Origin of the sequence: Nocardia aurantiaca (assembly GCF_009708175.1) — a bacterium.
GTDB classification, from domain to species: domain Bacteria; phylum Actinomycetota; class Actinomycetes; order Mycobacteriales; family Mycobacteriaceae; genus Nocardia; species Nocardia aurantiaca.
Genome location: NZ_WMBB01000017.1, coordinates 68,555 through 87,687, shown reverse-complemented (window position 1 = coordinate 87,687; position 19,133 = coordinate 68,555). Strand labels below are relative to the sequence as shown.

Here is a 19,133-nt window from a genome sequence, read left to right as displayed (position 1 = left end):
ACCGCCGCCCGCACCGCTCCCGCCGCCGCAGGTCGACCGATAGCGCGGAATTGGAATCACCCTTCGCGCAAGGGTTCCCGTACCCACCGGACGTGCCCGTTGCCGTTCCCAGTCGGACTCGTCCGACGTTCGCGACCATTCGCACGAGCCGGGTCGTCGAGTTGCGCGCGCCGATGCCCGGTCGCCGAGACGAACGATCGGAGAGCCGGGGCGCGCTCAGCGCAGGAAGCGGATCGTGTTGGTCAGCGTGGCCAGCAGCGAATCCAGGCGCTGGTCGGCGATGCGGCGATCGAGGACCTCGAGGTCCAGACGAGTGGAGGTGGCCCACAGTTCGCCGATGCGGGCCTGGACATCGACATCGGTGGCGGCGAGCACCCACAGCAGCGGCGGCCACAGTCGAGCGGCCTGGGCCAGGGCGGGCAGCGTGATGAGGGTCGGGGTGTCGAGCCGGGCCAGGCGTAGGCCCGCGCGGCGGCGCACCTCGGCGGGGGTGCGGGCGAGGGGTTCGAGGACGCCGCGCCACACGGCCAGATCGCTGCTGCCGTCGACGGCGTCGACCAGGACCTCGGCGATCTCCGGCAGCACCGGGTTGAGCGCCAGGCGGGTCAGGGTATCGGGACTGAGCCGCCCGAAGAAGCGCAGCATGTCGTCGGTGGCGTCGGCGGCGATATAGGTGGCGATCAGGTCGGCCACCGCCGAGGGCGGGGCCACGTCGAAGAGGATCTCACCCACCGCGGCGATCACATCGGGGGTGCAGCGCGCGAACACCGACAGCGCGGCCAGCCGTAATTCCTTGGAGCCGTTGATGACCGCGCCCAGCAGCCGCGGCAGCCGCTGACTGCTGCCCGCGAGCAGCTGCCGCATCACCGCGCTGAGGGACTCCGCCGAGTACGCGTAGGCGGCCGAGTGGATGAGCCCCTCGTCATCGGGCACACCCTCCTCGACCGCCTGGATCAGTTCTGGTGTCGCATAGGCGAGGAACGGCCCGGCGGTGATGTAGTCGCGCCGGTTGAGCAGCTCGTTCAGGATCGCCACCACCGGCGCGGGCGGGGCGTCGTCGGCGAGCTGTCCGACGGTGCGCGGATCCAGATATGGCGCGCAGTCCGCCGCATAACCGACATTCAGCCGCAGCAGCGCCTCGATCGCTTTGGCCGGATACTTCACCCCGATCGCGCCGGCCGCGCGCCCGGTCATGGTGGGCGGCACCAGTCTCTGCACGATCGGAATCGAGATGCTCAGCGGGATGAGGGGGACCAGCCGGGCCATGCGCTCGAATACCGGCGCATGCCGGTCGAAGAGGTTTTCTGCCATGCGTTGTTGCAGCTCGTGCAGCCGATGCGGGCCGAGCCGTTCGAGGTGGGCGAGCCGTTCCGCCGGCACATGCATTGTCCGGGCCAGCAGGACGAGCTGGGCTCGCGTCACCAGTTCGGTCATAAGCCCGGCCGCACCGTGCACGCGTGGCAAACCGCGAATTCGACTGTGGCGGACATATTTTCCCCGTTTCCCCGGGCGACCTGCGCTCGGCCTCCGGATGTCGACCGCCCATCATAGAGGTGACTACCGGGCGAAAAGTGCAAAAAGTGCAGAGTCCCTGTACACCGTTAGGATGCGGCCATGAGTCAACCCGCGGGGTGGTACCCCGAGCGTCCCGGTTCACCTGTGCTCCGCTGGTGGGACGGCAGCCAATGGACGAATCACACTCAGCCCCAGCAGCAACCGGCCCCGCCCGCCCAGCAACCGAACCAGCCGCAGTCCGACCCGTACGCCCAACAGGCGCAGCGCGCGAACCAGCCCCACCACCCGAACCAGGCGCAGTACGCCCAGCAGTCACAGCCGTATCAGGTCCAGCAGCAGTTCGCACCGCAGCATCCCCAGCAGGCCTACGCCCAACAACCACAACAGACCTACGGCCAGCGCCCGCCGCACCAGCAGCCGGGGCAGGCCTACGGCCGGCAGCAGTTCGCCCCGCACAGCGAGGCCAGCCCCTGGGAGCTCGAGGTCGGCAGCGCCGGCAACCCGGCCGACATCCAGCGCCAGGTGCAGCAGCAGGCCGGGATCGCGCCCAGCCAATCCGGCGGCGGCACGGTGTTCACCGAGCCGGTCCTGGTGGTGAACCAGAAGGTAAAGTTGATCGAAATGGTCAACGAGTACAGCGTCTTCGACCAGCACGGCCGTCAGATCGGCGCGGTCGCGGAGGTCGGGCAGAGCGCGCTGAAGAAAGCCGTGCGCTTCCTGTCCAGCTACGACCAGTTCATGACCCACAAGCTGGAGATCCGCGACGCGCACGGCCAGTGCCTCATGCGAATCACCCGCCCGGCCAAGGTTTTCAAGTCCAAGTTCCTGCTCGAGCAGGGCAATGGCGCGCCGATCGGTGAGATCGTCCAGGAGAATATGATCGGCAAGATCAATTTCGCCTTCGTGGTCAACGGCCAGCAGATCGGCGGGATCCGCGCCGAGAACTGGCGGGCCTGGAATTTCGCCATCCACGACCACACCGGTCAGGAGGTCGCCCGCATCACCAAGACGTGGGAGGGCCTGCTCGAGACCATGTTCACCACCGCCGACAACTATGTCGTGCAGATCCACCGCCAGCTGCCCCAGCCGCTGCTGGCCATGGTGGTGGCCTCCGGTCTGGCCATCGACACCGCCCTGAAGCAGGACCAGCGCGGCTGGAACTGACCGCGCAAGCGACGCGCAAGCCGACGCGAGGGCCCGGCAATCGGCCGCCACCACAGTGATTCCCATGAACGAGACACGAGATGTGGTGGTGGTCGGGGCCGGACCGGTCGGGCTCATGCTGGCGTGCTAGCTGCGTCTAACGGGCGTGGACGCCCGGCCGCTTCCTCACCGTCGAACTCGACGGCCCGCCCGCCGACCGCACCAGCCCGGTCACCGCGCAGGAACTCGAGGACAGCTTCGAACGCGTCACCGGTGTGAAAGTCCAGATCTCCCAGGTGCTTTCGGCCACGCGGTTCACCGACAACACGCGCCAGGTCCCCGGCTACCGCAACAGCCGGGTGCTGCCGGCCGGCGACCGAGCGCCGTCGGCGCCGCCCAGCAGGGCGTCGGGGGACATCCTCCGTCGCCCCATCACCTTGTGGTTCGGGGTGGACGCTGGTATTTGATCGGATGGGATCCCGAGCGCCGGGATTGGCGGATTTTTCGTGCCGATCGGATGGTGCTGCGCGTTCCCCACGGGCCGCGCTTCAGCCCCCGGCACGTGCCTGGTGGCGACGTCGCCGCGTTCCTGTCCGCTCGGTTCAAAGGCTCCGACAGCACGAACGCCTGGCCTTGTCGCGGTGAGGCGGTCCTCGACCTCCCCGCCGCACAGGTTGCCCCGTTCGCCGGCGACGGAGTCGTCGAGGCACTCGGTCCCGCCCGAACCAGACTGGTGGCCGGTTCCTGGTCCTGGGCCGCGCTCGCCGCGACGCTGGCGCGTTTCGACACCGAGATCGAGGTCATCGGCCCGGACTCATTCCGTGATGCCTTCGCCGCTTTGTCCCGGCGCGCAGAGCGCGCCGCACGCCTGAAGACATAGCCTTCTTCCAGGCGTCGGAAGTACTCGCGTGGCGACAGTCTCAGCTCGGAGCCCGAAAGCGCGACGGCTACCGTGACTCGAAAATCCCGGGGGCCGTGGCCTTTCCGTACTATTGCCTGAGCTGCAAGGTTATGGTCAGTGTCGTCAACCGCTCACCCAGCCCGAGATCGGCGATGCGCTGCTCGATCGCATGGCGCTCCGATGCCGGCTGCGCCGACCACAGCTCCCCGATCCGCGACTGTGCATCCGGTTCGGCGGTGGCGAGGACCTTCAGCAGCGGTGGCCACAGGTGCGCGATCGTCGCCAGAGTCGGCAGGTGGGTCAGGGTCGGGGTGTCGAAATGTGAGATCGCCCCGCCGATTCGGCGTGAGATGCTCGCCTCGGTGCGCTCGGCCAGCTCCAGCAGACCCCGCCACACCGCGGCCTCGCTGCTGCTGTTCGCCGCACCCGCGACCGCGTCGATGGACTCCGGCTCGGAGATGATCGGATTGGCGGCCAGCAGATCCAGCGCCGACGGGCTCAGCTGCCCGATGAACCGCAGCGTCTCCGGCACCGCCTCGGCGGCGATGAAGGTCTGGGTCAGCTCGGCGATCTCGTCGGCCGAGCCCATATCGAACAGGATGTCGCCGATCGCCACGATCACATCGGTGTCACAGCGCGCGAATACCGACAGCGCCGCCAGCCGCAGCTCCTTGGACCCCTGCAGAATCGTGCGCACCAGCGTGGGAATCCGCCGCCCGTCGCCGGTGAGCAGATGCCGGACGATGACGCTGATGTTCTCCCCCGAATAGGAGTAGGACGCCGACCGGATCAGTCCCTCGTCGTCGTGCACGTCCTCCTCGACCGCGCGCACCAATTCCGGTGTCGCATAGGCCAGGAACGGGCCCGCGGTGATGTAGTCCCCGCGCCGCAGCAGCTCATTGATGATCTTCATGACCGGTTCGGTCGGCGCGATGTCGGCGAGCTGCCCGACGGCGTGCGGATCCATGTACGGCGCGGCCGCGGCGGCATAGCCGGGGTCGAGCATGGTCACCGCCTCGGCGGCCTTCTTCGGATGGTCCACCCCGATCGCGCCCGCCGCCCGCCCGGCCATTACCGGCGGCACCAACTTCTGCACCAGCGGCATCGAAATGCTCAACGGAATGATCGGCACCAGCATCGACAGCCGCGAGAAGATCGCAGCGTGCTCAGCGAACATCACCTTCGCCATGCGCTCCTGTAATTCGTGCAGGTGGGCCGCACCCAGCTTCTCGAGCGGCGCGAGCCTGTCCTCGGGCACGTGCAGGGTTCGCGACAGCAGGGTGATCTGCGCGCGGGTCACCAGATCGCTCATCGGCCCTATCCCAGCGTGTTGCCGAACATGATCTTCTTGGCGGCGGTGCGCAACGGCCATGGCAGGGCGCTGACGGTCTTGTCGACCGCCTCCACCATGGCGATGTTCTCGGTGCGCCGGGCCTGCTGGAAGACTGTCAGCAGATCGGCGATCTCGGCTTCGTTCAGCAGATCGAGCGCGGCCAGCGGCCCACCCAATTCCCGCTCCAGTTCGGCTCTGGCGCCCATTGATTCGTCCCCATTCTCCGGAATGATCCGGATCACCCCAGTATCCGTCTACCAATCTCTACCAGATCGCTGGTGGTGCGCCAGAGCGGTAAGGGGGCGAGTTCGGTCAATTGAGGTCGGCCGCAATCAAATCGGCGGCACGCAGAGCGAAGGCCATGATCGTGACCTGCGGATTGACGCCCAGCGACGTCGGGACAACCGACCCGTCGGCGATATACAGACCGGTCGTGCCGAAAACTCGATGCTCGAAATCCACCACCGCCTCGCGCGCATCCCGACCCATGCGGGCGGTTCCCAGCGGATGCGGGCCCATCATACGGAACTGACGCGGACTCAACCGGATCTCGGCGACGGTGCGAGCTTGATCGAGAGTGCGGATCGGCGGGGTCCCCGCGATCGGCAGCGCCACCGACTCCGCGCCGCCGCGCAGGAACAGCTCGGCCAGGCTCGCGCACGCATGCTGCAACGCGGCCTGCACACGCGGCGTCAGGTGATAGCGGATCAGGGTCCGCCCGCCCGGCCCGTGATGCACGCTGCCGGTGCCGGTATCGCGCACCATCGCACCGAATTGCTCGGTGCAGGACCAGCGATTCATCCACTCGGTGAGTCGCGCACCGTGGAAGGGCAGCGCGCCGGCCGCGAACTGCGGTGGGATGGACACGCCTTCGAAGGTGACCAGTGGATCGCCCAGCCCTTCCACCTGATACCCCTGCGGAATACCGGACCACGGCGATCCGGGTGTGGGCATCATGGCCACCGCGCCGAGGGACGGATGCACCGACAGGTGGTGGCCCAGCGCGGGCAGGGTGATGCCATTGCGGCGCAACAGCAGCGGCGTCATGAGCGTCCCGGTCGCGATCACCACCGCGCGGGAGCGGATCTCCAGGGTCCGCGGGGCGCCGTGCTCGTCCTGGCCCTCGGCCAGCACACCGGTCGCGCGACCGCCCGACAACAGGATTCGGGTGACGGTCAGGTTCGTGTACAGCTGCGCGCCGCCCTTCAACGCCCGCGGCACCCAGCTGACATTGCTCGAGCGCTTGGCGTCGGTCGGGCAGCCGTGCACGCACTGGCCCTGCCCATCGCAGCCGATCGCATTGCGAGGCAGCGGACCGTGCGCCGCGCCCAGGGCGTCCGCGCCCGCGGCGACGATCTGCGCGACGCGGCCCAGGTACCGGGGATCGGCGGTGCTGATCCCCAATTCGGCGGCGACCTCGTCCAGATACGGCGTGAACGCCTCGGGGGTGAAGTCACTCGGGAAGCCCAGATCCAGCCATTCCCGCAGCACCGCGTCGGGGGTGCGGAAGGCGGTGCCGGAATTGATGGCGGTCGTCCCGCCCACCAGCCGCCCGGTGCTCACGCCCAGCACGGTGTTGCCGAGCGCGAGGTTGTATCCGCCGTCGCGCCAATACTTCTGGGTGCGCTCCCCCAGATCCCCGCGGAACTGCGCGCGACCGGCATAGTCGCCCTCCTCGACCATGATCACGCCCAGGCCCTGCTCGGTGAGCCGGGCCGCGGCCGCCGCACCGCCCGCGCCGGTGCCGATCACCACGACATCGCAGTCGATCGCCTCCCGCCGCGACAGGCCGGTCGGGGTGGCGACATTGGCCATCCATCCGGGCCGCTGCTCGAGCACGGGTTCGTCATAGCGTGGCGCGCCGATCGCGTCCAGATAGCGGCGGTCGCCGAAATGCGCTATCCGCAGCGGAGTCTCGACGGCATCGACGGCGTGCCGTAGCGCCGCCCCGTGCCGGGCATCCTCCACCAGCGCTTGACGCTGCGGAACCGTCAGCGCCGCAACGCGTTTGCCGTGCTTGGCGCGCGCCGCCGCATCGAGACCGCGCAACGCCGCCCGCAGCCCGGATCGCATGAGCGGGGTCATATTGCCGATATAGGCGTCGACCCGATCGATCGTGCCGGTGTCGACCGGCGGCACCGACCCGCCGGGCTCGATGAGGACCTCGGCCAGCGCCGCGAGAGTCTCGCGATGGCCCGGGCCGAGGATCCCCTCCGGACTGCTGCCGTCGGCCAGGTCGGCACGCAGCGACACCCACGGCTGGAACGAGCGCAGAAAACTCGGATAGTCGTTGGCGAAGAACTGCATTCGCCCCCGCGCGACGTGCTCACCCTCGCACGAGAGGGTGGTGGCCAGAGTGGTGAGGCCGGCGTGCGCGCCGCGCAGCCGGCGCACGTCCTTGCGTCCGCTCAGCCGCCAGGCGCGGCCCTCGTCGTCGCGGAACTCGAGTTCGTAGCTCATCAGCCGTTTGGTGACCGGCAGCGCGATCAGGGTGCCGATCACCGCCGCGCCCTCGGCCCACGGCAGGGCGCGGATGGTGCCGGTGATGCGGGCGCGTCCATTGGTGACGAATCCGCGCGCGTGCCCGGATTCGCAGCGCAGATCCATGGCGACGTGATGCGCCTGCCCGGCGGCGTCGTAGAGTTCGCCGCGCATGGTCTCGAAGAAGGTCAAAGGCATGGCGGTCTCTCTCAGACGATCGGGGACACCGACGCAACCGGGTGCGGGACAAGGAATTCCAGCGCTCCGCCATGTGGGCTGCGCAGCTCGAAGGCATTGCCGTTGATCGGCGCGACATGCACGCGGACGGCGGCGGTCTTGGAGTTGAGGCAGTAGCTGGTGGCGCGCGCCGGATTGCGGTAGGCCAGGCACACCATCTGCTCGGGCTCGGCGTGCATGCGCAGTTCCGCGGTGCCGTGGCGGCCGCGCATGCGCAGCGTCCACGCCGGGAATTCCAGCCGGGGGCGCTGCCGCCACAGGTCGACGATGCGATCGAAGCGGAATTCCTCGTCACCGCGGCGGATGACCAGCATGGACAGCAACGGCGACGCGCGGCCCGCGAGCCGGGTGCGCCCCGAGGCGGCCTCCACCACGGCGAAGGGTTCGCCGTCGCGGGCATCGGTGAAAACGCATTGGCCCCAGGCGTATTCGGGGCTGTGCTCCCGGCCCCAGTTGTGGCCCTGCATCCCGTGCCAGCCGGTGAGATCCCAGCGCTCGCTCTGCAACTCCAGCCAACCCGTGCAGGTCAGCACCGGAAAGGGTGTCACCAGTTTATTACTCGGCACGGGGGCATCGAGCAACCGGTCGGTCGGCAGCAGCGACATGGGCTCGCCGAGACCCGCCACCGTGCTGAAACTCAGATCCCAGGCGACAGTCTGCGCGGCATCGGACAGCGTGCCGCCCGTCGTGCCGCCGCGCCCGGTCAACGACAGGGTCAACGGGCCGACGGCGATGTCCTGCCCGATCGAGTGCGTCTCGAATCGCGCCGCGTCCAACGGGATATCGGCACACCACGCGTGCGTGCGCCGCCCGTCGAAGACGCTGCACCATGCCTGCGCCAGCGCGGTCCCGTCGCTCGAGGTGAGCACGGTCGCCTTGATCCACACCGCCCGCGGCGACCGCGGGTCGTTGGCGCGGACGAACCACGATTCGACGTGATCGGCGCCCGCCCGCAGCCGCGGAGCGTTCTGTGCGATGGCGGTCATCACTTGGTGTTTCACCGATCCATGCCCTTCAGAGTTTCGGCTGCCGGCTGAGCATGCCCAGCAGCAGTTGACCGGCGCGCCCGTACCCGCGCAGGCGGGCCGCCGCCTGCGGCGCGATCGCGCTCGAGGCCAGCGCCCGCATGGCGTCCTCGAGCTCCGGCCCGTACGGATACCACCAGGGCCGCTTCGGCCCGAATACCGGACCGCGCGGCAGATCCACGACCTGCACCCAGCTCGCGTCGAGCAGCGCGTCCACCCCGTGCGAGCGCCCGAATCCCGACAGACCGACGCCGCCCCACGGCAGCTCCGGCGTCGAATACATCGTGGCCGCAACATCATTGACCGACACCGCGCCCGCGCGCAGCCGCCGTGCCAGCGCCCGGGCCCGCCCGGCATCTGCGGAGAAGACGCTGGCGGTCAGTCCGTACTCGGTCGCATTGTGCAGTGCCACGGCTTCGTCATCGGAGGCGAATCGCGCCACCACCGCCACCGGCCCGAAGGTCTCCTCCTGCCACACCTCGGTCGCCGTGACGCCCGGACCACTCACCACGGCAGGCGAGAGATGACGGCCGCGTCCCGGTTCTCCGCCACGCACCTGCACACCGTCCTGCCGTGCGCCCGCGAGGTGCCGCTCCCACACCCGCTGCTGGCGTTCATCGATTGCCGGCGCCAGATCCCGCCGGGCATCGATGCGCCGCAGCTTGTCCTCGAGCCGCACCAGAAACGCGTCGTGCAACGAGTCGTGCACGAGCACCCGCTCGATAGAGCAACAGGCCTGTCCCCCATTGAAGTTCGCACCCCACGCCACCGCCGAGGTCGTGAACTCCAGATCGGCATCGTCGAGCACGATCGCGGCATCGATCCCGCCCAACTCCAGCCCGACCGGGATCGGAAACCGAGCAGCCGCCGCCATGACCTTGCGGCCGGTGGCAACCGACCCGGTGAACAGCACCTTGTCCGGCCGTGCCGCGACCAACTCCGCACCGACGGCGCCGTCGCCGACCGCGAGTTGCAGCACGCCCGTTGGCAACCCGCAGTCGGAAATCAGCTCGACCAGCACTTCGGCCACGCGCGGGGTGAGCTCGGAAGGCTTGAGCACCACCGCATTCCCCGCGATCAGCGCGGGCAGCACCTGGCTGAACGGAATCAGGAACGGCAGATTCCACGGCGCGATCGCGACCACGACCCCGTAGGGCTGATGAGTGCGAATCGCCTTCCGATGCGGCACGGTCGCCGAGCTGATCCGGGCCTCCCCGAGCGTGGCGACCGCACTGTCGAGGTGGTGGCGCGCGAGCGCGACTGCCGGTACCACCTCGTGCGCCAGCGCCTCGGCGCGCGGCTTGCCGTTCTCGGCGACGATCGCATCCGCGATGTGATCCATCCGGTCGAACAGCAACCGTGGCAGCGACTCCATGACGTGGACACGCTCGGCAACCGTGCGAGCAGCCCATTCCGACTGCGCCTCACGCGCCCGGCCCAGCAGAGTGGCCGCGGCTACCACGTCCATGCCCTCACCGGGAGCCTCGCGTGGCGATGGCAGAGGGGGCGTCATACGCGTACCGCCTTATTGCGACAAGTAATCTTGGCCTGGTGGCCAAGTGGTCAGACCAATATATCGAGCCGAGTCCGAAACGCAAGACCAGGGCGTGCGCATCCTCCCTCGATCGCGGTGATCGCCCATTGAGGCGATGCCTTCCCGCCCGAGGGCGTTGGTGAACCGTAAAGGTGGTCAGCTCGTGTATGCGAACCTGATCGCGCCGATCCTCAGGCCGGATGGGGGCGGCGGGCTATGCGCTGGGCTGTGTCTGTCGCAGAAACGCGTCGAAGGACTCGGCCGCGATCGCCAGCAGCGCATCCGCTGCTGCCCGTGCCCCCTGGGCATCGCCCGCGATCACCGCATCGGCCAGCGCTCGATAACGATCGGTGCTGCCCACCTCACCGGCCATCAGTCCCGCCAACGCCTCGACCGCGGGTTCGTACACCGCCCGCAGATCGTTGTAGAGCAGCCGATACACAATGGAATCCGCGCCATCCACCAGGCGATCCCAGAAGGCGACCGCCGCCATCTGCTGCGCTACCGGATCCCGTTCCGCCGCAAGTGCTTCCACCGCCGCGTGCAAGTGCTCGGCCAACCCTTCCCCGGCCCGTTCGGCGGCCAGTCCCGCCACCTCCCGCCCGAGCGCCCGCCGCGTCTCCAGAATCGACCGCACCACCGCGTGATCCAGCTCCCCCTGCCGAATCAACAACCGTGGCAACATCTCCAGCCCCGCGTGCCGCCGAAAGTCGCGCACCGTCGTCGACCCACCCTGCCGCACCTCGACCAGCCCGGTATGCGCCAACCGTTGCAACGCCTCCCGCACCGTCGGCCGCGACACCCCCAGCGTCTCGGCCAGCGCCCGTTCCGCCGGCAGCGCCGCCCCCGGCGCCAACTCGCCGTCCAGCACCTCCCCCACGAGCTGCTCGAACACGGTATCCGGCACCGTCCGCCGATCGATCCGCTTGAACGCCATCCCCGAACGTTAAGTCTCCCTACCCAACAGGTCAAGCGGCCAGACCAGTGACCACCCTCGGCTCGATCCAGCGGATCGCGTCAACGATCTCGCGGCAATCATGCGCCGCCGACCACCCGCGGCCAGCGTCGTGAACCTCGCACCGCCCTACACAGGCTGCACTTCTTTCCGTCCTTCACAAAACCGTTCTGATCCGGCGTCACGGTGACGTTGAATCAGAACGGCTGCTGGATCACGGCCGTGGCGCTGCCATGGAACTTGCGGGGATGGCAAACAGTGACTCAGAACCGGAACCGCACGATGCGGGTGGACCGTTTCATGCCAGGCAGCAGGTTCAAGAGGCGGAACATCCGGCGTGTGTTCGCGGGCGCCTTGGCCATCAGGACCGGTGAGTCGTTCATCGGCGCCTCGTCGACGTATTCGAGCCGTGGGTGCCAATCGGCCAGCGCGGCCGGATCGTTGAAGCCGCAGTGGAACCGGGTGTCGTATTTGCGCAGCGTGGGGAACCATTTCGAGGCGCGCCATGCCCAGACCGCGACCGTATCGAACTGTATCTGGCCGGCGGGGAACGCGTCGACGACGCTGGTCAGCAACCGCCGAACATCGGTCTCGGTCAGGTAGGGCACCAGTCCCTCGGCGATCATCAGCACCGGCCGGCCACGGGGGATACGGTCCAGCCAGGTCAGGTCGGTGACACTGGAGCCGATCAGGGTGTAGTGCGCGCGCGGCGGCAGGAGTCGTTGCCGCAGTTCGATGACGGAGGGGTAGTCCAGGTCGTACCAATCGACGGTGGCGGGCGGGTCGATCCGGTATACCCGGGCGTCGAGGCCGCAGCCCAGGTGCAACACCACCGCGTCGGGGTGATCGGCGAGGAAGCTTCGGGCCCAGTCGTCGTGGGTCTTGGTGCGCACCACGACGGCGAGGCCCATTTGGCTGGTACCGAATCTGCGGTTGTCGTAATCGGGGTCGAGGCGGCGCATCGCCTGCTCGGCGTATTTGTCGCCGAGGATCGGGTCCGGCAGCCGGTTGTCCAGTGCTTTGGCCTTGAGAACGAGGCTGACGGTCTTCTGCACTCCGACGAGTTCGGCGCCTGGCATACCGGCGACGCTACTCACATTTCACGGTCGGACCCATGAGCAGAGCCTCTTGCCGATGATGCGGCGTGTCGCATCTGACGCGACCGGTGGAGGGCAGGTGGTTCGGCGGGCGCCGGACGGAGTCGGCTACGGGCGCGTGTCCACACTGACCAGAATCCCGACCCCCGACACGATGCGCTCGCCGCGCTCGACTGCGAACAGATCTTCCTCGACAAAGGTCTCCGCCGAATTCGCGACCCGACCCGAACGCGACAAGACGCTGTTCGATCCGGCGTGCTTGTTCGCGCCCGCGTGATCAGGTGGCCGTCCACGCTGGAACGCGGACGGCCGGATCGCTGGAGCCCATGGCGGCTGATAACTCAATGCCGCGGAGACCAGGCCGACGCTGGTGGCCAGGAACGAGATCACACTCACGATCCGGTAACCGAGGTTGTCGGTCAGTTTCTCATGAAAAGCCAAGGGCAGGAACAAGGTTGGGTTGAGCAGTGTGCCTGTGAGGACGAGCGTCGCGGCCCAAGTAGCCAGATCCGGTACGGCCGTCCCGACCGCGATCAGGATCACTCCCATGATCACGTAGTCGATGTGGGCCTGGAGTAAGCGGCGAGGGCTGACGCAACCGATGCGGCCGTACAGCTGTGGCATGGCGTGATCGGCGGCGATCACCCATCCGAACATCGCGCCGAATGCCAGCTCGAGCAATCCGATTCGTATCAGAGTGCTCATCCTCGGGCCTTCGTGTGGCGGCGGTACCAGCGCCGTCCATGCCAGCGCTGGTAATGCCAGGCCGCTGCGGGTAGCGCGCCCCGCGGATGCAACCAGAATCGGTCCGGTGTCTCCAAAACCGGTGCCGCCCCGCCTGGAGCGATCTCGGCAAGGACGACGCCTTCGCCGTCTTCGCGGGGGCGCTCGGCGAGCACTGTGCCGTCCGCTGCGGTGATCAGCGTTGACGCCTCGAAGTGGCCATGATAACGGGCGGGCATCCAGGGCATCGGGCATTCCAACTCGCCCGCGTGGCCTGCGTGCACGACCGGCGCCCCCACGTACTGCGAGAACGACGCGGCGGCCCGTCGCGCCGTGGCGGCGTTGCATCGCTCGAGGTACTCGAATAGCGGGCGGGGGCGCCAGAGCGGGACAGACCACCAACCCGACCCGGCCATCACAAGATCCACTCGGCCCCGCAATCGCCGGACGGTCTGAGCGCGCATGAGTTCCCAGCACACGGCCGCACCGACACGTAGGTCGCCGGCGGTCAGCACGCCGTCGTCCCGCCCGCCGATGTACAGGGCGTTCTCCCACATTGTCGGCAGGTCCTTGTCGTGGCGGCCCACGATCCCGGTCGAGTCGGCGAGCAGGTAGGCATTGCGTACGTGACCGTCGGTGTCGCGACACAGGAATGACCCTCCGACCAGTGCGTCGTAGCGGGCGGCGACCCTGGTCAACAGGTCGGTGGCCGGACCATCGGTCGGCAGTGCCGACTCGGCGATGCTGTCGAGGAATCCGACTCCCGTGGCGAAGAATTCCGGCAACGCGATGACCCGGGCACCGGCTCGTCCGGCCTCATCGGCCAGTCGTTCACATGCCCGCAGATTCGCTGCGACATCACCCGGTACAGCGCTCAATTGGATTGCAGCAGCCAACATTTCAGCGGACCTTTCCGCGGATTGGCACCAGCACCGTCGTCATTTTCGGACTTCCCGGGTGTCGTTGTTCGCCACGACGACGACCCGGGCGGGAATGGGGCCGATGCTGCGCATGCGATGTTCGAGCGAGGCGTCGAGATAGGCGCAGTCGCCGGTGTCCAGCACGGTGATGCTGCCGTTGTAGTTCAGTTCGATCGTCCCGGCGTGCACGAAGATGAACTCTTGGCCGCTATGGACCCGATGCCCGTCCGCGCTGAACTCTTCGGTCGGGAACACGATGAACGGAGACATCGTCTTGGCGAGCATCGCGGCCGCGACGGGCCAGTAGCGCTGTTCGCCGGGCGCGGTGGCCCGTTCGACAACGAACTGCGCCTCGGCGGCCTGGTCCGAGAACAGCTGACCGACATCGACATGCAGCGCCCGCGCGATCTTCATCGCGGCCGCGATGGACGGCATGCTGAGCCGGCGTTCGACCTTCGACAGGTAGCTCTTGGTCAATCCCGTCTGCTCGGCCAGCTCGTCCAAGGTCATCTGCTGCTGTCGCCGGACAGTGCGCAACAAGGTCACTACGACTCCTTCCTCGAACCAGATGATACAGCGTGTCATATGTGACCATTATTGACGAAATGACACAATGTGTCCTATCGTCAACCATGTGTCCTCGACCTGACAGGAGGAAGGTATGGCAAGCACATTCACCGACTCGAAATCAACTCTCATGGAGCGAGCGCGGGCGCAGATGGTGTCCGAGCTCGGGCAGGTGCCCTGGACCGCACGACAGAAAGTCGCGCTGACGTGTCGTGTCCTGTTCGATCACGGCCACGACTCGGGGCTGGCCGGACAGATCACCGCCCGCGCCGAGCAGCCGGGCACGTTCTACACCCAGCGGCTGGGCCTGGGATTCGATGAGATCACCGAAGACAACCTGCTGTTGGTCGACGAGGACCTGCGGGTACTCGACGGCAGCGGAATGGCCAACCCCGCCAACCGGTTTCACGCGTGGATCTACCGCGCCCGTCCCGACGTGCAGTGCATAGTGCACACGCATCCATTCCATGTCGCGGCGCTGTCGATGCTCGAGGTGCCGCTGCGGGTCTCACAGATGGATATCGCACCGCTCTACGACGATTGCGCGTTCCTGCCCGATTGGCCCGGTGTGCCGGTCGGCAACGAGGAGGGCGAGATCATCACCGCCGCGCTCGGCGATAAGAAGGCTGTTCTGCTCGCGCACCACGGACACGTCGTGGCGGGCGCCAGCGTGGAGGAAGCGTGTTCACTCGCGGTGTTGATCGAACGCGGCGCGGCCCTGCAACTGGCGGCCATGGCCGCCGGGACGATCGCCGAGCTGCCCGAGCGGCTGGCTCGTGAGGCCCACGACTGGACGTTGACGGCCAAACGCAGCAAGGCGAATTTCGCCTACTACGCGCGGCGTGCCTTGACCGGTCACCCTGACGCAATCAACCAGTGATCACCATGTCAGGAGCTGTTATGCCGAAAATCGAAGGCATCATTGCCTATCCGGTCACCCCGTTCACCGCCGACGACCAGATCGACGTCGCCGCCTTGCGCGGGTTGGTCGACAGGTTGGTATCGACTGGCGTCCACGCCATCGCTCCATTGGGCAGCACCGGTGAATCGGCATACCTCGACGAACGCGAATTCGACGCTGTCGTCGACACCACCGTGGCGACGGTGGCCGGCCGCGTGCCGGTCATCGTCGGGGTCTCCGACCTGACCACCTCCGGCACCATCCGCCGGGCCCGCTACGCCGAGACGGCGGGCGCCGACGCGGTGATGGTTCTGCCGGTGTCCTATTGGAAACTGAGCGAGCGCGAGATCGTCCAGCACTTCACCCGAGTGGCCGAGGCCGTGGGTCTTCCGATCATGGCGTACAACAATCCGGCGACCAGCGGCGTCGACATGAAGCCGGAACTTCTGGTGTCGATGTTCGAGACCATCGACAACCTCACCATGGTGAAGGAATCGACCGGCGATCTGAACCGGATGAAGGCGCTGGCCGAACTCAGCGGCGGTCGGTTGCCGTACTACAACGGCAGTAATCCGCTGGTGCTCGATGCCCTGACCCATGGCGCCGCGGGCTGGTGCACGGCCGCACCCTGTTTGGCCGCGACGCCATGCCTGGAGTTGTATTCAGCTGTACGCCAAGGTGAATCGGACCGCGCGAAGGATTTGTACCAGTTGCTGAAGCCGCTGCTGGAATTCATTGTCGCCGGTGGGCTGCCGACGACCGTGAAGGCAGGTCTCGACCTGCGTCGCATGCCGGTCGGGGATCCGCGCCCACCACTGCTACCGCTCGAGAGCGGTCAACGGGAAACGCTGCGCACACTGCTCGAGGCCATCGAAGGGCAGGAACCCCCTGTGAGCTGAAGTAACGAAAGAGCCGCCGAATTCGGGCGGCTCTTTGCTTGTTGGATCTGTCCTGGCCCGAGTCGCCGCACTCGCGTTGCCCGACGGGCAACACGAGATTCGGCACGGAGGCGGGGGTGCTGTCCCGCACGGCGCGCCATGCGGCCGGGGTCTGTCCGCCACCAGGTCTTTTGCGGGTGTTCATTCGGTGTTGGCGTCGGGGGTGCCGACTGTGATCCGTTGCCCTGCACGATCGGCCTCGTGCGCATCGTGCAGCTGGCTAACTTCTATGGGCCGCGGTCGGGTGGGTTGCGTACCGCGCTGCACCATCTGGGCGAGGGGTATGTCGCGGCGGGGCATGACGTGGTGCTCATCGTGCCCGGGCCGAAGCGGGCGGAGGAGTTGCTGCCCACCGGGGTGGTGCGGATCACGGTGCCCGCGGCCGAGATTCCGTGGACCGGTGGCTATCGTGCGGCGGATCCGCGCCGGGTGGCGGACACCCTCGCGGGGCTGCGGCCGGATGTGCTGGAGGTGTCGGACCGGCTGACCCTGCGCGGGTTCGGCCGCTGGGCCCGGCGGCGCGATATCGCGGGCGTGATGATCTCCCATGAGCGCCTCGACCGATTGCTCGGCCAGTTCCTGCCCGGTCCGATGGCTCGCCGCGCCGCCGACGCGGCCAACCGCCGCACCGCCCAGAACTACGACGTCGTCGTCTGCACCACCGAGTTCGCGCGCGAGGAGTTCCAGCGAATCGAGGTCGAGAACGTCGAACTGGTTCCGCTGGGCGTGGATCTGGACATGTTCCGTCCCGACCGCCACGATCACCGCCTGCGCACCGACCTCGGCGCCGACGACTACCCGCTGCTGGTGCACTGCGGCAGGCTGTCGGTCGAGAAGCGCGTGGATCGCAGCATCGCCGCTGTCGGCGCGCTGCGCCGGCGCGGCGTCGACGCCCGGCTCGTGGTCGCCGGCGACGGCCCCCGCCGTGACGCCCTCGAACGCCGCGCCAGCCTCATTCCGCCCCTCCCGAACGGCCGTCCCACCGTCCACTTCACCGGATTCATCGATGACAGAACGGCTTTGGCCACCCTGCTGGCCACCGCCGACGTCTCACTGGCCCCTGGCCCGCACGAAACCTTCGGCCTCGCCGCCCTGGAAGCCCTCGCCGCCGGCACGCCGGTCGTGGCCAGCCGCTCCTCCGCCCTCGCCGACATTGTCACCGCCGAAGCGGGCGCGGTAGCCGCCGACCATCCGCGGGCCTTCGCCGAGGCCGTCACCGACGTTCTGTCCCGCCCGCCCGCCGAACGCCGCCGGGCCGCCCGTCACCGCGCCGAGCAATTCACCTGGCCCGCAGCGGTTTCCGGCATGCTCGGCCTGCTCGCCTCGAGTTGAGGGGCACCCATCGGGTGAGCGGTGTGCAAGGCGCTCGCCTCGCTCATCCGATCGGCCTGCCGCGCCGATCAGTCGCGCGACGGGTCGGGCTGCCAGGGGATGTAAGGCCGCCCGGCCGCCTCGGCTGCGGTCTTCGACGAATTCAGCTGGTACGGCGTGATTCCGCCGGACTGCCACGGCCCCGCCGAACCTGCCGCGATCGCCGAGCCGGCCTTCGGGACCAACCCGATCTCGTTGCGCACCACCGTGATCGGGCGATCCGCGAGAGAGAACCAGTCCAGGTCGAGGAAGTCGTGGCTGCCCTGCGTGAGCGCCCCGCGCCGCATGGCATCACCGAGTCGTGCGGCCATGCCCGCGGTGCTCAAGTGCCCTTCATCGGCCTCGAACAGCCCCGCGCCCGCCCGCAGGTACCCGGTCTCGAACAGCGAGATCACCATGGCCAGCAGGCTGAACGCGCGCGGATCGTCATTGGCGCGGGCCATGAACGCGAATACCTCGATCTCGTTCTCGAGGGTGGTGCCATATCCGGCGAGCACGTGCACCCAGTCGTGCTGGGCCAGCAGTGGCGGCGCGGAACCGGGCAGGCCGGGGGTGACGAAGCCGCGGTCGCGATAGAAGTCGGCGACGCCGCGGCCCAGCGTGCCGACCGGCAGGTCCGACAGCTCGGCCCAGCGCCCGGCCAGCCCCGGATCGTCGGTGACCGCGCTCCATGAGCTGTCCAGGACCTCGGTGTGCAGCGCGTCCAGCCGCAAGGGTTCCGTATTGCCGAGATACCCGTTGCGCGTGAAGTCGACCGCGGCCAGATCCACCGCGCCCTCGGCATAGCGTTGGGCGACCGTGATCATGTCGTCGTCGACGCCGAGCGCATCGGCGAACTCCCGCAGCCGGTTTCCCGCCTCGGCGGGCAGCGGCCGTACCACCAGCGCCGCCAGCAGCATGGTCTGCACGATCCGCTCCCGGAAGATCTGATTGCGCCGCGCCATGCCCGCCGCGAAGTCGGCGGCCCCGATCGGCCGTAACTCGGCCAACTCCACCGCATGCCCTGTCATCGACAGGAACAGCGCCGGCACCAGCAACTCCTGCAGCGGTGTCAGCCTCGCCTCCCCCGCCGCCGCACTGACCACACCGCGCGCCAGGAACCGCACCTCGGCGGCATCCGGCGGCGTGAGCAGCACCTCGTCCATCTCCCGCACCCTCCGAAATATCAGGGACCCGAGCGGCCCGATTCATTCTCGCCGCGAAGCGCCGTCCCCGCGTGCCCATTTCACTGACGGCTTACCGCGCCCGCTCCCGGCCCGGTTCGACTCCGATCGCGCGGCCGGAGGTTTGTTGATCGTCGCCCGGAAGCGGCCGAACACGGTCAGCGGTCATCCCGGGCTGTGCGACTGAATTTCGCGTGAACACCGGCGTAGGGGCGTTGCCCGCCCAAACTCACCGACGAGATGCCGCGAGTCCGATCTGGATCGTGTACGCGCCCGGTCCGCGCGCGGGTGGCTGAACGACCGACGACAGCTTGCCGGAGCCGATAGGG

General features: G+C 68.1%; 17 protein-coding genes and 2 pseudogenes. 7 read left to right on the top strand and 12 right to left on the bottom strand.

The features are described 5' to 3' along the window. Positions 1–216 precede the first annotated feature (216 nt). A complete protein-coding gene (locus GLP40_RS29705; protein ID WP_154791322.1) occupies positions 217–1,434 on the bottom strand; it encodes a hypothetical protein in 1,218 nt (405 codons plus the stop codon). Between the two features lie 180 nt (positions 1,435–1,614). Between GLP40_RS29705 and GLP40_RS29700 the strand changes: the two genes are divergently transcribed. The 4 genes and pseudogenes from GLP40_RS29700 (at position 1,615) to GLP40_RS29690 (ending at position 3,538) form a co-directional block, all read left to right on the top strand. Next, on the top strand, positions 1,615–2,679 hold the full coding sequence (locus GLP40_RS29700; protein WP_154791321.1) for a phospholipid scramblase-related protein: 1,065 nt from the start codon (positions 1,615–1,617) through the stop codon (positions 2,677–2,679). Positions 2,680–2,903: 224 nt separating this feature from the next. Further along, positions 2,904–3,125, top strand: a pseudogene (locus GLP40_RS29695) (hypothetical protein); the annotation flags it as partial. After that, positions 3,095–3,166 (top strand): annotated as a pseudogene (locus GLP40_RS35215) (WYL domain-containing protein); the annotation flags it as partial. The pseudogenes GLP40_RS29695 and GLP40_RS35215, both read left to right, overlap by 31 nt. Before the next feature lie 54 nt (positions 3,167–3,220). After that, entirely contained in the window at positions 3,221–3,538 is a 318-nt protein-coding gene (locus GLP40_RS29690; protein ID WP_456094009.1) for a hypothetical protein, read from the top strand. A gap of 109 nt (positions 3,539–3,647) precedes the next feature. Here the strand turns inward: GLP40_RS29690 and GLP40_RS29685 are convergent, their stop codons facing one another. The 10 genes from GLP40_RS29685 to GLP40_RS29640 all read right to left on the bottom strand — a co-directional run bounded on the left by GLP40_RS29685 (position 3,648) and on the right by GLP40_RS29640 (position 14,449). After that, positions 3,648–4,871 (bottom strand): hypothetical protein, encoded by a 1,224-nt coding sequence (locus tag GLP40_RS29685; protein WP_154791320.1) that lies wholly within the window; start codon positions 4,869–4,871, stop codon positions 3,648–3,650. A 5-nt stretch (positions 4,872–4,876) separates the two neighbouring features. Then, entirely contained in the window at positions 4,877–5,098 is a 222-nt protein-coding gene (locus tag GLP40_RS29680; protein WP_154791319.1) for a hypothetical protein, read from the bottom strand. Between the two features lie 106 nt (positions 5,099–5,204). Continuing rightward, positions 5,205–7,571 (bottom strand): GMC family oxidoreductase, encoded by a 2,367-nt coding sequence (locus tag GLP40_RS29675; protein WP_154791318.1) that lies wholly within the window; start codon positions 7,569–7,571, stop codon positions 5,205–5,207. An 11-nt stretch (positions 7,572–7,582) separates the two neighbouring features. Beyond that, positions 7,583–8,596 carry a hypothetical protein gene (locus GLP40_RS29670; RefSeq protein ID WP_154791317.1) on the bottom strand — a complete coding sequence of 338 codons (1,014 nt, stop codon included), beginning with the start codon at positions 8,594–8,596 and terminating at the stop codon, positions 7,583–7,585. Positions 8,597–8,624: 28 nt separating this feature from the next. Further along, positions 8,625–10,148, bottom strand: coding sequence for an aldehyde dehydrogenase family protein (locus GLP40_RS29665; RefSeq protein WP_154791316.1), 1,524 nt, complete (start codon positions 10,146–10,148; stop codon positions 8,625–8,627). 235 nt (positions 10,149–10,383) lie between these two features. Continuing rightward, positions 10,384–11,106: a FadR/GntR family transcriptional regulator gene (locus GLP40_RS29660; RefSeq protein ID WP_154791315.1), complete on the bottom strand. Its 723-nt coding sequence runs from the start codon at positions 11,104–11,106 to the stop codon at positions 10,384–10,386. Between the two features lie 281 nt (positions 11,107–11,387). Continuing rightward, positions 11,388–12,203 carry a class I SAM-dependent methyltransferase gene (locus tag GLP40_RS29655; RefSeq protein WP_154791314.1) on the bottom strand — a complete coding sequence of 272 codons (816 nt, stop codon included), beginning with the start codon at positions 12,201–12,203 and terminating at the stop codon, positions 11,388–11,390. 126 nt (positions 12,204–12,329) lie between these two features. After that, a complete protein-coding gene (locus tag GLP40_RS34180) occupies positions 12,330–12,866 on the bottom strand; it encodes a hypothetical protein (protein ID WP_230330065.1) in 537 nt (178 codons plus the stop codon). A gap of 56 nt (positions 12,867–12,922) precedes the next feature. After that, positions 12,923–13,843, bottom strand: coding sequence for a carbon-nitrogen hydrolase family protein (locus tag GLP40_RS29645; protein ID WP_154791313.1), 921 nt, complete (start codon positions 13,841–13,843; stop codon positions 12,923–12,925). Positions 13,844–13,882: 39 nt separating this feature from the next. Further along, complete coding sequence (locus GLP40_RS29640; RefSeq protein ID WP_154791312.1) at positions 13,883–14,449, bottom strand: helix-turn-helix domain-containing protein; 567 nt, start codon at positions 14,447–14,449, stop codon at positions 13,883–13,885. 76 nt (positions 14,450–14,525) lie between these two features. Between GLP40_RS29640 and GLP40_RS29635 the strand changes: the two genes are divergently transcribed. The 3 genes from GLP40_RS29635 (at position 14,526) to GLP40_RS29625 (ending at position 17,602) form a co-directional block, all read left to right on the top strand. Further along, positions 14,526–15,311 carry an aldolase gene (locus tag GLP40_RS29635; protein WP_154791311.1) on the top strand — a complete coding sequence of 262 codons (786 nt, stop codon included), beginning with the start codon at positions 14,526–14,528 and terminating at the stop codon, positions 15,309–15,311. A 20-nt stretch (positions 15,312–15,331) separates the two neighbouring features. Next, complete coding sequence (locus GLP40_RS29630; RefSeq protein WP_154791310.1) at positions 15,332–16,231, top strand: dihydrodipicolinate synthase family protein; 900 nt, start codon at positions 15,332–15,334, stop codon at positions 16,229–16,231. A gap of 240 nt (positions 16,232–16,471) precedes the next feature. Continuing rightward, positions 16,472–17,602, top strand: a complete 1,131-nt coding sequence (locus tag GLP40_RS29625; protein WP_328290805.1) for a glycosyltransferase — start codon at positions 16,472–16,474, stop codon at positions 17,600–17,602. Between the two features lie 68 nt (positions 17,603–17,670). Here the strand turns inward: GLP40_RS29625 and GLP40_RS29620 are convergent, their stop codons facing one another. Beyond that, the gene (locus GLP40_RS29620; protein ID WP_154791308.1) at positions 17,671–18,786 is read right to left on the bottom strand and encodes a hypothetical protein; all 1,116 of its coding nucleotides are present in this window, start codon (positions 18,784–18,786) and stop codon (positions 17,671–17,673) included. Between the last annotated feature and the right edge of the window lie 347 nt (positions 18,787–19,133).

Excerpts from the sequence above, each read along its gene's own strand:
- GLP40_RS29705 (WP_154791322.1), bottom strand. The coding sequence starts at position 1,434 with ATGACCGAACTGGTGACGCGAGCCCAGCTCGTCCTGCTGGCCCGGACA.
- GLP40_RS29700 (WP_154791321.1), top strand. The coding sequence starts at position 1,615 with ATGAGTCAACCCGCGGGGTGGTACCCCGAGCGTCCCGGTTCACCTGTG.
- GLP40_RS29685 (WP_154791320.1), bottom strand. The coding sequence starts at position 4,871 with ATGAGCGATCTGGTGACCCGCGCGCAGATCACCCTGCTGTCGCGAACC.
- GLP40_RS29680 (WP_154791319.1), bottom strand. The coding sequence starts at position 5,098 with ATGGGCGCCAGAGCCGAACTGGAGCGGGAATTGGGTGGGCCGCTGGCC.
- GLP40_RS29675 (WP_154791318.1), bottom strand. The coding sequence starts at position 7,571 with ATGCCTTTGACCTTCTTCGAGACCATGCGCGGCGAACTCTACGACGCC.
- GLP40_RS29670 (WP_154791317.1), bottom strand. The coding sequence starts at position 8,596 with ATGACCGCCATCGCACAGAACGCTCCGCGGCTGCGGGCGGGCGCCGAT.
- GLP40_RS29665 (WP_154791316.1), bottom strand. The coding sequence starts at position 10,148 with ATGACGCCCCCTCTGCCATCGCCACGCGAGGCTCCCGGTGAGGGCATG.
- GLP40_RS29660 (WP_154791315.1), bottom strand. The coding sequence starts at position 11,106 with ATGGCGTTCAAGCGGATCGATCGGCGGACGGTGCCGGATACCGTGTTC.
- GLP40_RS29655 (WP_154791314.1), bottom strand. The coding sequence starts at position 12,203 with ATGCCAGGCGCCGAACTCGTCGGAGTGCAGAAGACCGTCAGCCTCGTT.
- GLP40_RS29645 (WP_154791313.1), bottom strand. The coding sequence starts at position 13,843 with ATGTTGGCTGCTGCAATCCAATTGAGCGCTGTACCGGGTGATGTCGCA.
- GLP40_RS29640 (WP_154791312.1), bottom strand. The coding sequence starts at position 14,449 with ATGACACGCTGTATCATCTGGTTCGAGGAAGGAGTCGTAGTGACCTTG.
- GLP40_RS29635 (WP_154791311.1), top strand. The coding sequence starts at position 14,526 with ATGGCAAGCACATTCACCGACTCGAAATCAACTCTCATGGAGCGAGCG.
- GLP40_RS29630 (WP_154791310.1), top strand. The coding sequence starts at position 15,332 with ATGCCGAAAATCGAAGGCATCATTGCCTATCCGGTCACCCCGTTCACC.
- GLP40_RS29620 (WP_154791308.1), bottom strand. The coding sequence starts at position 18,786 with ATGGACGAGGTGCTGCTCACGCCGCCGGATGCCGCCGAGGTGCGGTTC.